At 63.0% G+C, this 13,691-nt stretch carries 12 protein-coding genes; 6 read left to right on the top strand and 6 right to left on the bottom strand.

Going from position 1 to position 13,691, the window contains the following annotated elements; translation table 11 throughout:
• Positions 1-37 precede the first annotated feature (37 nt).
• Complete coding sequence (locus AC3YMN_RS12450) at positions 38-967, top strand: glycosyltransferase family 2 protein (RefSeq protein WP_489890250.1); 930 nt, start codon at positions 38-40, stop codon at positions 965-967.
• 23 nt (positions 968-990) lie between these two features.
• Here the strand turns inward: AC3YMN_RS12450 and AC3YMN_RS12445 are convergent, their stop codons facing one another.
• Together AC3YMN_RS12445 and AC3YMN_RS12440 are read right to left on the bottom strand one after the other, a co-directional pair.
• Positions 991-2,721, bottom strand: a complete 1,731-nt coding sequence (locus AC3YMN_RS12445; protein ID WP_489890249.1) for a hypothetical protein — start codon at positions 2,719-2,721, stop codon at positions 991-993.
• The gene (locus tag AC3YMN_RS12440; protein ID WP_172122687.1) at positions 2,721-2,984 is read right to left on the bottom strand and encodes a spike base protein, RCAP_Rcc01079 family; all 264 of its coding nucleotides are present in this window, start codon (positions 2,982-2,984) and stop codon (positions 2,721-2,723) included. The genes AC3YMN_RS12445 and AC3YMN_RS12440 overlap by 1 nt, the downstream gene beginning before the upstream one ends.
• Before the next feature lie 119 nt (positions 2,985-3,103).
• On the opposite strand from AC3YMN_RS12440, the gene AC3YMN_RS12435 reads away from it, so the two are divergent.
• The 5 genes from AC3YMN_RS12435 to AC3YMN_RS12415 all read left to right on the top strand — a co-directional run bounded on the left by AC3YMN_RS12435 (position 3,104) and on the right by AC3YMN_RS12415 (position 8,668).
• Complete coding sequence (locus AC3YMN_RS12435) at positions 3,104-3,721, top strand: acyltransferase family protein (protein WP_489890248.1); 618 nt, start codon at positions 3,104-3,106, stop codon at positions 3,719-3,721.
• A gap of 138 nt (positions 3,722-3,859) precedes the next feature.
• Positions 3,860-5,011, top strand: a complete 1,152-nt coding sequence (locus AC3YMN_RS12430; RefSeq protein ID WP_489890247.1) for an acyltransferase family protein — start codon at positions 3,860-3,862, stop codon at positions 5,009-5,011.
• Positions 5,012-5,202: 191 nt separating this feature from the next.
• On the top strand, positions 5,203-6,555 hold the full coding sequence (locus tag AC3YMN_RS12425) for a M16 family metallopeptidase (protein WP_489890246.1): 1,353 nt from the start codon (positions 5,203-5,205) through the stop codon (positions 6,553-6,555).
• A complete protein-coding gene (locus tag AC3YMN_RS12420; protein ID WP_489890245.1) occupies positions 6,552-7,925 on the top strand; it encodes a M16 family metallopeptidase in 1,374 nt (457 codons plus the stop codon). Before AC3YMN_RS12425 ends, AC3YMN_RS12420 begins: the two co-directional genes overlap by 4 nt.
• Positions 7,926-8,056: 131 nt before the next feature.
• Positions 8,057-8,668 (top strand): LysE family translocator, encoded by a 612-nt coding sequence (locus AC3YMN_RS12415; RefSeq protein WP_489890244.1) that lies wholly within the window; start codon positions 8,057-8,059, stop codon positions 8,666-8,668.
• A gap of 67 nt (positions 8,669-8,735) precedes the next feature.
• Here AC3YMN_RS12415 and gdhA read toward each other — a convergent pair whose 3' ends face one another.
• From gdhA to coxB, 4 genes are all read right to left on the bottom strand, one after another.
• Complete coding sequence (gene gdhA / locus AC3YMN_RS12410; RefSeq protein WP_489890243.1) at positions 8,736-10,091, bottom strand: NADP-specific glutamate dehydrogenase; 1,356 nt, start codon at positions 10,089-10,091, stop codon at positions 8,736-8,738.
• 109 nt (positions 10,092-10,200) lie between these two features.
• Positions 10,201-10,509, bottom strand: coding sequence for a hypothetical protein (locus tag AC3YMN_RS12405; protein WP_489890242.1), 309 nt, complete (start codon positions 10,507-10,509; stop codon positions 10,201-10,203).
• Positions 10,506-13,022, bottom strand: a complete 2,517-nt coding sequence (gene ctaD, locus AC3YMN_RS12400; protein ID WP_489890241.1) for a cytochrome c oxidase subunit I — start codon at positions 13,020-13,022, stop codon at positions 10,506-10,508. Before ctaD ends, AC3YMN_RS12405 begins: the two co-directional genes overlap by 4 nt.
• Complete coding sequence (gene coxB / locus AC3YMN_RS12395; protein ID WP_489890240.1) at positions 13,019-13,684, bottom strand: cytochrome c oxidase subunit II; 666 nt, start codon at positions 13,682-13,684, stop codon at positions 13,019-13,021. The genes ctaD and coxB overlap by 4 nt, the downstream gene beginning before the upstream one ends.
• Between the last annotated feature and the right edge of the window lie 7 nt (positions 13,685-13,691).

Raw genomic sequence — 13,691 nt, 5'->3', positions numbered from 1 at the left:
TCAGCCCAGCGCATCTGCTTGCCAAAATGGAGACAACATGCCGACCGTCAGCGTGGTTGTTCCAACCTTTGGGCGCAGCGAACTGGTGCTGCGGGCGGTCCGGAGCGTCTTGACGCAGACCATGGCTGATCTGGAACTGCTGGTCGTGATCGACGGGGAGGACGGGGCGACGCTTGCCGCTCTGGAGCCGATAAAGGAGCCGCGGCTGCGCGTCTTCTCCAACCCCGCACAGCTGGGCGCGGCCCGAACCCGGGATCGTGGCGCAGCCCTGAGCACCGGTGACTGGCTGGCTTTTCTCGATGACGACGACGAATGGCTGCCCCACAAGCTCGAAAAACAACTGGCACTTGCCCCAAATCGTCCGGCAGTGGTGATGACCATGTCCCGGGTCGTCACCCCGCACTCCAGCGTTCTGCTGCCTGAGCGCCCTTATCATGGCGCAGTGCCTTTTGACGAATGGCTGTTTGATCGGCACACCTGGCTGGGACGCGGGGCGGGGTTCCTCCAAACCTCCTCGCTCCTGGTGCCGCGGGCGGTGTTCGAGCATATTGGCTTTGCAGCGCGCCAGCACGAAGAATGGGAACTGGTGCTGCGCGCGACCAAGCAGTTGAACTACCCGTTGCTGACTGTTCCCCAGCCTCTGGTGGTGCATTACCGCGATGATCCACGCCCTTCGCTCTCGGGCCGATATCGCTGGCAACAGTCCGTGACATGGGCGCAGAGCTTGGGATCGCTGCTGACAAGGCGCGCCCATAGCGGCTTCCTGCTCGGTTACCTTTCCCGCGACGCTCAGGGCAAAGGGGCGTACCGGGCCGCCCTGCCGCTCCTTGCCGCCGCGTTCCGCCATGGCAGTCCGACCCTGCGACAGCTGTTTGCCTACGCTTCGATCTGGAGTGTTCCCCGTGGCTGGCGCCGCCAGATTCGTGGCTGCCTTGACAAAGGGGTGGCAGCTCGGCTGCGGCAATGATCGGCTTGCCGCAGCCTTGTGGTTCAATAAAGGGCGATCGTGCCTCCACCGCTGACGAGCGTTTGGAAGGCAGCGATCGCGCCCATATTGCGCAATCGGAGTCCGGCTCCCTTGTGCGCCTGCAGATCGGCGGTGTTGCCCAGGCTTTGGCAGCCATCCAGCCACATCTGCGCGGTTTCATTGCTGTTCGGCTCCAGCCCGGCGGTAAAGGCCGCGCTCTGCACCCCGCTTTGGCGGCAACTCTCTCCAACACAGCCCAAATTCCACGAACGGGCATTGTGGATGTCATGGAAGGCGCGGTTCTGCGTGGACAGCGCATGGCTGTTGATGCGCAGGCCGGTGCAGTTGACATGGGCCGAACTGGCATTGCGGGAGGTGTCGAACTGGCTGTTGTTGCCGCACCAGCGGAAGCGGCAATCGAGTTCATGAAAGCGCGCGCCACCCAAACCACCGGTGCCGGTCATGGCTGTGTTTGAAACGCTTTGGCTTTGATCGAGGAGGTAGGTGCCAACGCCACCCGTGCCGCTGCCTTTCCCGATGATCCGGGTACCGGCTGCGACTCCCGCACCCGCGATCACCATGCCGATACCGAGCACCCCTGCGGCTGACCCTGCCATGGCGGAAACTGTTAGGCTGGCGCCGATGATCGCGCCAGTGAATGCCGCGTCGGGGTTGTAGGTGCCGAAGCCGGGCTGATCATAAGCCACCCCATCATTGAGGCAGTAGGCTGCCCGGCAGCGATGCAGGATCACATTGGTGGCGTCGTAGGCAAGAAAGCCCATATTGCCGCTGTAAAGTGCGTCGCACTGGTCGAGGACCACACTGGCGCGGCGGTTGCCGCTCCAATCTGGATACAGATAAAAACCGCCGCCGCCCCAGGCATCGAGACGCGTTGCCCAAAGCGTTGCCAGAGTTCCATGGATGCCCCCGTAATAGATGTTCCAGTCCGCAGGGTTAGCTACGCTGTCATTGGTGCCACGGCCCACGATCATGTTGGCGTCCGGGGCCCGGCCGTCCCGCAGGCGCACATAGAGCTTTTTTCCCGTGGCATCGAGCCAGCAGGCGCCTTCGCCCTCGGCCGCATGCATGGCCTCGAGCCCCGCTACAACCGCCGCTTCATTGGCATAGGCGGCGCTAGGGGGCGGCGCATTGTGGGCGCAAAGCGGATTGCCCCACTCGTCGGCATAAGTCCGATCCCAAACGCAGGAGGTGACGCGTTCGCTGGTGAAAACGGACGCGTAAACGGTGCTGGAGCCGGCAACGGGCAGGAATGGCGGCATCACCTGATCATGGACTGAACGGATCCGGCCCATCATGGATGGCGATCCGAACCCATCGCAGGGTTCAATGATAAGATTGCGCTGGCAGGATTGGCCCGCCCAGCTATCGGGAATGCCACTGACGTCCTGTTCGGAAAAGCGATACTCCCCGGCCTGGACCAACAGACGGACGCGCGTCGAAGCGCCGGGACTGCCCAGGCCTGCGGCGCGCACCAGGCCCTGCTTGATGGAGCGAACGCGGCTGGACCAGCTCAGGCCGTCAGCGGTGTTGTCACCGCCCTTGCCGACATAAACGGTATGCGTGGGCGCAGGCTTGCGGGCCTGGGCATCAAAATCGTGAGTATAGGCGCCGAATTGGTCCCGAAAGACCGCGATATCGGGCGTGAAGGACAGGCCCGCTGGTGGCGGAACGGGAACCGGCAACGCAGCACCCGTGCGCTGGTGAATGGCTGCACTGAGGGATATGCCAAGCATCACACGAGCCCCAGGATCTGACTGGCGGTGGTGCCGCTCGCCTTCACCTGAACCACCCGGACGGGCAGCACACTCCCGCCGGACAGATTAACGAAGACGACCTGTGCGCCCGATAACAGCGTGACGCTGAGCGCTCCACCAGCGCCGATATAGATGGCGCGGGTAGCCTCGATCAGCGGCTCGCTGTCGTTGGGAGTGATGGTGAAGGCATGGCTGGCAGGGCTGTCGAGGCCCTTGGCATGGTGTTCGAAGCGGTCGGTCATGTACATCCTCCAGGAAAGCCGAGAGGAGCGTTATCCACCCGCGTAAACCACCCGGGGATAAGTTCAGCCCGCCTAAGGCGCCGATGATGGACAAGGCCCTGGGCTTATGGACTAGTACAATGGAGCTCAATCCAGCCCATTCCGGTGCGGCCATCCAGTACAAACCCCATATCGACGGACTGCGGGCCCTCGCCATTGTCCCGGTGGTGTTGGGCCATTCCGGCGTGACTGCACTGGGCGGCGGCTTTGTTGGCGTCGACGTATTTTTCGTGATCTCGGGCTATCTGATCACCTCGATTATTGCGGCCGATCTCGAACGCGGCCAGTTTTCTTTTCTGGAGTTTTACCGCCGCCGCTTTCTGCGCATCGGGCCGCTGCTCCTTTTTGTTATCCTGGCGGTGCTGGTCGCCGCGCAACTCGTCTTGTTTCCCTTCGAGTTGCGGGCGCTTGGGGAAACAGCGGTTGCCGCAGCGCTGTTCGTGTCCAACATCTATTTCTATCTCACCACTGACTATTTCGACGCGCCGGCCCGCAGCGTGCCGCTTCTCCACACCTGGTCCCTGGCGGTGGAAGAACAGTTCTACCTCGCCTTTCCGGCGCTGCTATGGGCGCTGCATCGCTGGGCGCGGCGATATCTCGCCGCCATCCTGGTGGCGTTGATGTTTAGCTCCTTTGTGCTGAGCCTGTTTGGTGCCGAACTGGCGCGTTTCTTCACCTTCTACCTGCTGCCTACCTGAGCCTGGGAACTTGGCGCCGGCGCGCTGCTGGCGCTCAAACCGGGACCGCCCATCCCGTCACGTCTCTGGCGTGAAGCGGCGGGCTGGGTTGGGCTCGCTCTTGTAATCGCGCCCGTGTTGTACCTGAGGGAAACCAGTGTGTTCCCGGGTCTCAACGCCTTGCCCCCGGTGCTCGGCGCTGTCCTCTTGATTGCCTGGAGCGAGGGCACCGCGGTTGGAGCGATGCTCAAGTGGCGGCCACTGGTTTACCTCGGGCTCATCTCCTATGGGCTGTATCTCTGGCATTGGCCGGTGATCGTGTTCGATCGGGCCGTCACCGGGCCCGACATGAACGCCCTCGATCTGGTGCGGGTGGTTGCGATGTCGCTGGCGCTAGCGGCGCTGTCACGTCCCTTGATCGAAATGCCGGCGCGCCAGGGACTGCAGCACATGCCGCCATCTCGCGTGCTGGCGAGCGGGGTTGCGGCACTGCTGGTCATTGCGGGCGCGGGCTTCACCCTGACACGGATGGACTTTGGGGCTCGCGACTATTCCGGCGAAGTCCTGGCACTCGCAGATTATGCCCGCTATCCGCAGACGGCAGAGTATCGAGCGCACTTCCAGGCGGGGCATTGTTTTCTCGACGACCGCGACTTGCCTGGCACGGTGCTGGATAGCGAAGCATGCCTACGGCTTGATCCAACGCGGCCCAATATCCTGCTGCTGGGCGATAGCCATGCCGCCCATCTGTCCGGCGGGCTGCGCGCTGCCTACCCGCACTACAATTTCCTGCAGGCCACCGCGGCAGGCTGCCGACCGCTTGAAGGGGCTTGGCAGGATAAGCGTTGCGCTGATCTGACCGAGTTCGTGCTCAAGCGGTTTCTGCCAAATGCCCGCCTGGACGGCCTCATCATCGCTGGCCGGTGGCGCGAGGAAGACGTCGGCGGCATTGTTGCCCTCGCCAACTCTGCCGGCCAGCACAGCCCGGCCGTGATGATCGTCGGGCCCAGCGCCGAATATGGCGGTGCGGTGCCCAATATTCTGGCGCGGGCACAGGTCTGGGGCGGGGCTGCCGGCGTGTTGTCGCGCGCGATGCTGCCGGAGCCCGTGTCAGTCGACCATGCCCTTGCGGCAAGATTGGTGAAGACCGGAATTGCTTACCGCTCACCGCTCAGCATTATTTGCCCGGACGGGAACTGCCGCGAAACTGCTCCGGACGGCATACCCATGCAGTTCGACAACGCGCACTTGACCCTGGCAGGCGCCAAAGTCGTGGCTGCCGGCCTGCTGGATAACTGGCTCGAGAACTAGGTCACGTCCTCCCGGACTCTTGTTTCCCGCAACCCCACAGCGGGGAATTTACCGGCAACCAAACCGCCCACCAAGCTGTTGCATCTGTTCGACGCCGCCGGTCCGGCTCCTGCGCTGCAGTGTGAATGCGCGCGGCAGGCAAGCGTACCCCTCACCTCCAAACCCCGCCTTTATCCAAGGGAACCAGCAATATGCATCGATCCGCATTGGGGCTGTTCACAAGCCTAATGCTTGCGGCACCGGCTTTGGCGCAGGAAGAGATTCCGCCGCCGGTGATCAGCGAGTTCACCCTCGACAATGGCATGCAGTTGGTGGTGATGCCTGACACAAGGGCGCCGATCGTGACCCATACCGTCTGGTACCGCGTGGGCGCTGCTGATGAGCCCCCTGGACAATCGGGCGTCGCCCATTTCCTTGAGCACCTGATGTTCCGCGGCACCGAGACTTATCCCGCCGGTGCGCTCGACCGCCTGGTGAGTGAGCTGGGCGGCAACATGAACGCCTTCACCAGTTGGGACGTAACCGCCTATTTCGAGACCATTCCCCCCGATGCACTGGGAGAAATCATGGCGATCGAAGCGGACCGCATGCGCAATGTGGCGCTGCCGCCCGAGATAATCGATGCGGAGCGATCGGTTGTGATGGAAGAGCGCCGGCAGGTCATCGAGTCCAACCCCGATGGGATGCTCGCGGAAGAACTGGCTGCAACCCAGTTCCAGAACCACCCTTACGGCTCGCCGGTGATCGGCTGGGCCCATGAGATCGAAGAGCTCAGCCGCGACGACGCGCTCAGCTTCTACAACCAATACTATGCGCCCAACAACGCGCTGGTGGTGGTAGCAGGGGATGTTGAACCGGAAGCCGTGCGCGCCCTCGCCGAGCAGACCTATGGCGCAGTTCCACGCGGCCCCGATCTGCCTGAGCGCGTCCGCCCCCAGGAGCCGCCGCAGGACACGAGCCGCACCGTCACCCTGACCGACCCGCGGGTGGCGCTGCCCAGTTTCACGCGCGGCTGGGTCGTGCCCAGCTATCGCACCGGCGCGGCGGGCGAAGCCGAGGCTCTTGATGTTCTGGCTGGGCTGTTGAGCGACGGCACGAGGAGCATCCTTTACCAAAAGCTTGTGGTGGAGTTGGGCATCGCTGCCCAGGCCAATGCCAGCTATGATGGCGCCGCTTTTGACATGGGCACTTTCACGCTCTCGGGCGCGCCACGGCCGGACGCAACACTTGAAGAATTGATTGCGGCGATCTCCGCCGAGATCGAGGACATCATCACCAATGGCGTCAGTCAGGAGGACGTGGACCGCGTGGCTGACCGTTTTGCGCGCGATACCGTATTCCAGCGCGACGACCCCACACATTTGGCGATGAGCTACGGGCTGTGGCTCGCCAATGGGGGCACGATCGAGGGCCTCAACACCTGGCCAGATCGGATCCGCGCCGTGACCCCGCAAGCCGTGCAGGACGTCGCTGCTCGCTATCTTGGCGCCGACAATGCCGTCACCGGCTATCTGCTGCCCCCTGCCGAGGAACCCGCACCATGATCGTTTCACCTCGACCTCAGCGCCGCGCCTTGACCCTCCTGCTGGCGCCATTGGCGCTGCTTGCCTGGATCCTGCCAGCCAATGCACAGACCGAGTTCGTGCCCATCACCTCGCCGGGTGGCATCTCGGCCTGGATGGTGGAAGACCACACCATTCCGATCATCACCCTTGGCTTTGCCTTCAAAGGTGCCGGTGCCACGCAGGATCCGGACGACCAGCTCGGCCGGGCCAATTTGATGTCGACCCTGCTCGACGAAGGCGCGGGCGATCTCGATAGCGAGGCCTTCCAGACGCAGTTGGACGAGGTGGGCCTCGAAATCCAGTTCTCGGCCGACCAGGATAACTTCTCGGGTGCTGCGCGAATGCTGTCAGAAGCGCGAGAAGACGGAACCGAGCTTCTTGCGCTGGCGGTTAACGAGCCTCGCTTCGACCAACCCGCCGTGGACCGCATGCGCGCCCAGATCATGGCCGGGCTCGTCGCCCAGTCGCAGGACCCTGGCTATGCCGCCAGGCTGATGTGGAATGAAGCCTTGTTTGGCGATCATCCCTATAGCCGCCCGGTGGAGGGGACGGTTGAAACCCTTCCCGTGATCACGATCGAAAACCTGCGAGCCTTCCACAATGCCGTTTTTGCGCGCGAGAACCTCAAGATCGGGATTGTAGGGGCCATCACTCCCCAAGAAGCTGGCGAGATGATCGACGTGGTGTTCGGTGGCTTGCCTCAGGCACCCGAGCTCATACCGATCCCCGACGCGCAACTCAGTTTTGGGCAGGAGTTGGCGGTCAGCTATCCCCTGCCACAAACCACGATCAACATGGCCTTTCCCGGCATTGCCCAGGAGGATCCGGAGTTCTTCCCTGCCTATGTGATGACCGAACTGCTCGCCGGAGGGAACCTGCTGTCGCTCCTTAATGTGGAAGTGCGCGAGAAACGCGGGCTCAGCTATGGCGTTTCGGGGAACATGGTCGATCTTGCCCATGCCCACGCGATTACCATCGGAACCTCGACCAGCTCCGATCAGGCGGATGAAACCATCGAGGTGATCAAGACGACCTTGGCGGCTTTCGCAGAAAAAGGCCCAGACCCCGTCGAACTCGAACGTATCCAACGCTATTTGATCGGCGCCTACCCCATCAACCAACTCCGCTCGTCGGTATCTATTGCCCGGGCTATGGTGGGTCAGCAGTTGCGCGACCTGCCGGTCGACTACATCACGGAGCGCGCCGGGCTGATCGAAGCGGTTACAGCGGCGGATGTGCAGGCCATGGCCCAGCAGATCTTTGCCACTGAACCCAGCCTCATGCTGCTGGGTCCAGAAGCTGACGCGGATGACCTTGCCGCAACGACCCCCGAACCGGCCAGCCCCTGATCCGACCAGCCAAGCCGGGAAGGGTTTGCCGAAGTGGGAATTCGTGCGAGATAGCCATCATCTAGGGCCACGGGCGACGATAAGACCGCCCTGGCCGATGACTTTCCTGCTGGCTTTCCCCGGGCGTGATCATGGATCTTTGGACCCTTCTCACCTTTACCCTCGCCTATGGCATCGCGGTGCTGGTGCCTGGACCTGGTGTTGCCGCAGTCGTGGCCCGGGCACTGGGTGGGGGCTTTAGCGGAGCTTTCCCGATGGTGCTGGGAATTCTCGCCGGCGACATGGTGTATTTCATTTTTGCGGTATTCGGCCTTGCCGCTGTCGCCACCTATCTCGGGCCGGTTTTCACCTTGGTGCGCTGGGCTGGCGCGGCTTATCTGCTTTACATCGCTTACAAATTTTGGACGGCCGCACCGGGCGCCGAACAAATGAAGCCGCGCAGCGAGGCTTCATTCAAGACCTTTCTCGCCGGCTTCTCGCTAACCATGGGCAACCCCAAGACCATTGTGTTCTATCTGGCAATCCTGCCCACCGTTATCCCGCTGGATCAGATGAACCCGCTGGCTTTCGCCGAGTTGACGGCCATCGTTGTCGTGGTGCTGATGATCGTGGGCTGCGGCTATGCGCTGCTGGCCTCGGCGGCGCGCGACCTTTTCAAGAGTGAGCCGGCGCTGCGCCGGCTCAACAAGACTGCCGGGTTGATGATGGCCTCCGCCGCCGGCCTCGTCCTCTGGCAGCACTGAGCGCGTTGCCGAGCCGCCTTGCGTCAGGCGCCCGGGCGCGTCCAACTCCGTTGCTGGTTGTTGTGACTCAGACGACGCCGAGGGCACGCATGGCTTCGGCAACCCGCACAAAGCCCGCGATATTGGCGCCGAGCACATAATCGCCCGGAGCGCCAAATTCGTCGGCAGTGCTGGCGCAATTATCGTGGATCGTACGCATGATCTCGGCGAGGCGCGCTTCTGTCTGCTCGAAGCTCCAGCTGTCGCGCGAAGCGTTCTGCTGCATTTCGAGCGCGGAGGTGGCCACACCGCCGGCATTGGCTGCCTTGCCGGGCGCAAACATCACATTGGCTTGCCGGAACACGCCGATGGCTTCGGGCGTCGTGGGCATATTGGCCCCCTCGCCCACGGCGATCACCCCATTGGCGACAAGCGCGCGGGCATCCTTGCCGGTCAATTCGTTCTGGGTGGCTGATGGCATAGCGACATCACATGGAATATCCCAGATGGAGCCTTGGGCTGCCTCGACGAAATAAGCGCCGCCCCCTCCACCCTTGAGCTGGAGATAGTCGGAGATGCGGCCGCGGCGCACTTCCTTGACCTGCTTGAGCAGTTCGAGATCGATCCCCTGCTCATCAACGACATAACCGGAGCTGTCCGACATGGCGACAACCTTGCCGCCAAAGGACTGCACCTTCTCGACGCTATAGATGGCGACATTGCCGGAGCCGGAAATCACCACTCGCTTGCCATCAAAGCTTTCCCCCTTGGTGGCGAGCATGGACTGGATGAAATAGGTGTTGCCGTAGCCGGTCGCTTCCGTGCGGGCGCGCGAGCCGCCGTAGAACAGCGCCTTGCCCGTCAGCACGCCTGCCTCATAGCGGTTGGTCAGGCGCTTGTATTGCCCGAACATATAGCCGATCTCGCGGCCGCCAACGCCGATATCGCCGGCCGGCACGTCGGTATATTCGCCCAGATGCCGATACAGCTCGGTCATGAACGACTGGCAGAAGCGCATGATCTCGCCATCCGAGCGCCCGCGCGGGTTGAAATCGGAGCCGCCCTTGCCGCCGCCGATCGGCATGCCGGTCAAGGCATTCTTGAAGGTCTGCTCGAAGCCGAGGAACTTGATGATCCCGACATTAACCGAGGGATGGAAGCGCAGCCCGCCCTTATAGGGCCCGAGCGCGGAGTTGAACTGCACCCGGAAGCCGCGATTGATCTGGACCTGCCCCTTGTCGTCCACCCACGGCACGCGGAAGATGATCTGCCGCTCGGGCTCGCAGATGCGCTCGATGAGCGCGTGCTCGAGATAATCGGGATGCTTGGCAATGACGGGCCCGAGGCTTTCCAGCACTTCGCGAACGGCTTGGTGGAACTCGGGCTCTCCTGCATTGCGCAGCAGCACTTGATCAAGCACAGGTTGCAGCTTCTCGACGATCATTGGAGTCCCCTCACAGTCAAAACAAAGCTGGGCAATGCTCTAGCCCAGCCCGGCATGCTGTTGAACACAAAACAAGCAGCCTGCCTGTTATATTTGCGCAGGCTTTAACTCAAATGCAGGTGGAGGCGAAAGTGACGGGCAGGAACACCAATATTGCCGCCCCGAGCGCGGCCCGATTAACCCAAAGCGCGGCCGTTGCTAGACTAGACGCTTCCGGCCCGGTGCGGAGGGGCCGCCAAGCCAGCCAGGCCAGCGGCACCAGCACGGCAACAAAGGCTGATATCAGCCACAAGCGGTGCTGGCTCCAGCCATAGGCGCAGCCCAGCGCCTGAAGCCCATAGAGCAGCACAAAGCCAAGCGACCAGACGACAAAGCCGGCAACGAGATGGAGCAAGGCGAGGCGGTTGGAAGCGCTCATGCGGCACCTGCAAGCAGGAGGGCAAGCCCGATCCCCGGCACCGCGGCAAGGCCGGCATAAAGGTTCCACAGCAGCGCCAGGTTGGGGTCGGTCTGCCGCCGGGCCGAGACAAAGCCCTGCACGTGCCGCCAGATCGCGTGTCCGGCAATGAGCGCGGCGATCCCACAATGCAGTGCGCAATAGCCCAGCGTGGCAAATACCACGGCCGAACGGGCATGAAGGGTTGCGTCCCCCACCCCAACCATGAGGGCAAGGAGGGCCGCCCCGGCCAGAAGTTGCAGCGCAACGGCGCCGCCCTGCAGCGGGACCGGACTGTGGCCCTCCCGGTTACGGCGTTGCGCGGCAAAGGCTAGCCCTGCCGCTAGAAGGGCGCCCGCACCCGCTACCCCAAGCAGCAAGGGCGACAGCACAAGCGGTGGGACCGTCTCCCAATTGGGCGCCACCACCAGAAGAAACAGGCCGCCAAACAGCAAGGAAGCAAACAGCGTCGCATTGGTCACAAGGCCGGTGGCATTGGCGAGCACGGTGACATTGGCTGCCACTTCGCCATCGAACGGCGCGGCCTCGTTAATGCCGATCTCGACCGGGCCCTGATCGCGCTTCTGCCCCAGGCTCATCGGCCAAACGAGGAACAGCCCCACCACCAGCAGCGCGCTGATCGGCGCCAGCCAATATTGCCCGAACAGCAGCGCAAGAAAGAAGCTGCCGGTCGCCAGCGCCGTCCAGAGCGGCAGGAAGGATCGGTGCGGCAGCACCATCACATGCTCGACCGCCCCAGTGACGATATCGACGCCGAGCGTTTCCATGTGATCGTCGCGCACAAAGCCGAGATAGCCGTGTCCACCAGCCAGCTTCGGCCCGATCGAAGCCGGCTCAAGCAGGTCCGCCCGCCGGTCGATCTGCGGCAGCGAGGCAAAATTGTAGCTCGGCGGCGGCGTCGGGGTCGCCCATTCCAGAGTTTGAGCCGACCACGGGTCACGCCGGAACCGCTTGCCGAAGCGGAACTGCAGCACGAGATCGGCCAGCACCAGCATAAAGCCACTGGTGAGGATAAAGCCCCCGATCGAGGACAGCAGGTTCAGCCAATCCCAGCCCCAGTTGGAGGGATAGGTCGAGATGCGCCGCGGCATGCCCATCAGCCCCGTCAGGTGCATCAGGAAAAAGGTGAGGTTGAAGCCGATCAGGATCAGCCAGAACGCGGGCACCGAAAGCCCATAGAGGCTCTTTCGCCCGGTCAAATGCGGCAGCCAGTGGTAGAGCGCGGCCAACATAGGGAACACAAAGCCCCCCACCAGCACATAGTGCAGATGCGCCACCACAAAATAGCTGTCATGGGCCTGGGTGTTGAACGGCACCATGGCCAGCATGACCCCCGTCAGCCCGCCGATCACGAAGACGAAGAAGAACCCGCCCACATAAAGCATGGGCACGTCCCAGCGCGGTTTGCCCGAGGCCAGCGTGCCGATCCAGGCAAAGATCTGGATCGCCGTCGGCACCGCGACCAGCGCGCTTGCGGCCGAAAAGAAGGCTAGCGCCAGATGGGGGATGCCCACCGTATACATGTGATGCACCCAAAGCCCGAAGCTCAGGAACGCCATGGCCACAATGCCGGCGATGATGGCGCGATGGCCCAGGATCGGGCGCTGCGCAAACACGGGAATGATGGTTGACAGCGCCCCGGCAGCGGGCAGGAAGATGATGTAGACTTCGGGATGGCCGAAGAGCCAGAACAGGTGCTGCCAGAGCAGCGGATCGCCCCCGCGGGTGGGATCAAAGAACGGCAGGTCGAAGGCGCGTTCGAGTTCGAGCAGGATCGAGCCCAGGATCAGCGGGGAAAAGCCGATGATCATCATCCCCGACGTCACCAGCATATACCAGCCAAAGAGCGGCATCCGCGCCAGCGACATGCCGGGCGCGCGCATCTTGAGGATGGAAACGAACATCTCGATGGCGGCTGTGACCGCCGAGATTTCGACAAAGGTGATGCCCAGCAGCCAGACATCGGCATTGATGCCGGGCGTGTAGGGGCGCGACGATAGGGGCGTATACATGAACCAGCCGCTATCGGGCGCCACACCCAGTAACATGGCGATGATCAGGATCGAGCCGCCAAAGAGGTAGCACCAGAAGCCATAGGCGGTAAGGCGCGGAAACGCCATGTCCCGCGCCCCCAGCATCTTGGGCAGCATGTAAAGCGCAAAGCCCTCGAACATGGGAATGGCGAACAGGAACATCATCACCGTGCCATGCATGGTGAAAATCTGATTGTAGATTTCCGGGCCCACAAAGGCGCTGTTGGGCGTCGCCAACTGAGCGCGGATCAGCATGGACAAGAGGCCGCCAATGGCGAAGAAGGTCAGCGCCACGACCATGAACCGCTTGCCCAGCACAGTGTGGTTGACGCTGGACAGGCGCCCCCAACCGGGTGGCGTGCCCCAGATGCGCTCGAGGGCCTTATGGAGGGCGATGGGCGAGAGCTGATGCCGATGGTTCTGCTGCTGATGATGGTTCATGGCGCACGCCCTTCCAGCAGGGCGGCAAATGCCTCTGGCTCATGCGCTTCCACCCGGAAGCGCATGCCGTCATGGCCCTCGCCACAATATTCGGCGCATTGTCCCCAATAGACACCGGGCTCATCGGCCTGGAGGCGGATGACATTGACCTTACCGGGAATGGCGTCGATTTTGCCCCCAAGCCGCGGCACCCAGAGCGAATGGATAACATCCAGGGAGGTCACGGCGATGTCGACCGGCTCTCCAGCGGGGATATGCAGGATCTCGCTGGGCGCAAGGGCGCTCTCGGGATGGGTGAAGTACCAGCTCCATTGCTGCGCCCGTCCCTCGACCCGCACCGGGGCCTCGCCCTTGGGCAGCAATTGCTCGCCGAGCACCAGCGCGGTTCCAGTCAGCACGATTAGGATGGGGATGGGCAGCACGAGCCCCCCGCCCACGATCCATTGCGCCGGCGTCACCCGCGTGATCCAGGCAGGGCGGCGATAAGCCAGCGCGAACAGTGCCATGACGAGCCCGAACAACACCGCCGCGCCGATCAGCATCACCCACCACAGGGTGGCAAGATTGGCAGCGCGCGGCCCGGCTGGATCGAGCGCCGACAAATCGCCGCTGCAACCCGCCAGCAATGCTGGCGTTGCCCCCAGTAACAGCCTCTTGAACAAGGGAACT

The sequence above is a fragment of the Devosia sp. Z11_6 genome (assembly GCF_058133665.1).
Note: the sequence above shows the minus strand (reverse complement) of the source record. Positions and strands in the feature narration are given on the sequence as shown.

What these genes read in the sequence shown, in the direction of transcription:
- AC3YMN_RS12450 (WP_489890250.1), top strand. Translation starts at nt 38, where the DNA reads ATGCCGACCGTCAGCGTGGTTGTTCCAACCTTTGGGCGCAGCGAACTG.
- AC3YMN_RS12445 (WP_489890249.1), bottom strand. Translation starts at nt 2,721, where the DNA reads ATGCTTGGCATATCCCTCAGTGCAGCCATTCACCAGCGCACGGGTGCT.
- AC3YMN_RS12440 (WP_172122687.1), bottom strand. Translation starts at nt 2,984, where the DNA reads ATGACCGACCGCTTCGAACACCATGCCAAGGGCCTCGACAGCCCTGCC.
- AC3YMN_RS12435 (WP_489890248.1), top strand. Translation starts at nt 3,104, where the DNA reads ATGGAGCTCAATCCAGCCCATTCCGGTGCGGCCATCCAGTACAAACCC.
- AC3YMN_RS12425 (WP_489890246.1), top strand. Translation starts at nt 5,203, where the DNA reads ATGCATCGATCCGCATTGGGGCTGTTCACAAGCCTAATGCTTGCGGCA.
- AC3YMN_RS12420 (WP_489890245.1), top strand. Translation starts at nt 6,552, where the DNA reads ATGATCGTTTCACCTCGACCTCAGCGCCGCGCCTTGACCCTCCTGCTG.
- AC3YMN_RS12415 (WP_489890244.1), top strand. Translation starts at nt 8,057, where the DNA reads ATGGATCTTTGGACCCTTCTCACCTTTACCCTCGCCTATGGCATCGCG.
- gdhA (WP_489890243.1), bottom strand. Translation starts at nt 10,091, where the DNA reads ATGATCGTCGAGAAGCTGCAACCTGTGCTTGATCAAGTGCTGCTGCGC.
- AC3YMN_RS12405 (WP_489890242.1), bottom strand. Translation starts at nt 10,509, where the DNA reads ATGAGCGCTTCCAACCGCCTCGCCTTGCTCCATCTCGTTGCCGGCTTT.
- ctaD (WP_489890241.1), bottom strand. Translation starts at nt 13,022, where the DNA reads ATGAACCATCATCAGCAGCAGAACCATCGGCATCAGCTCTCGCCCATC.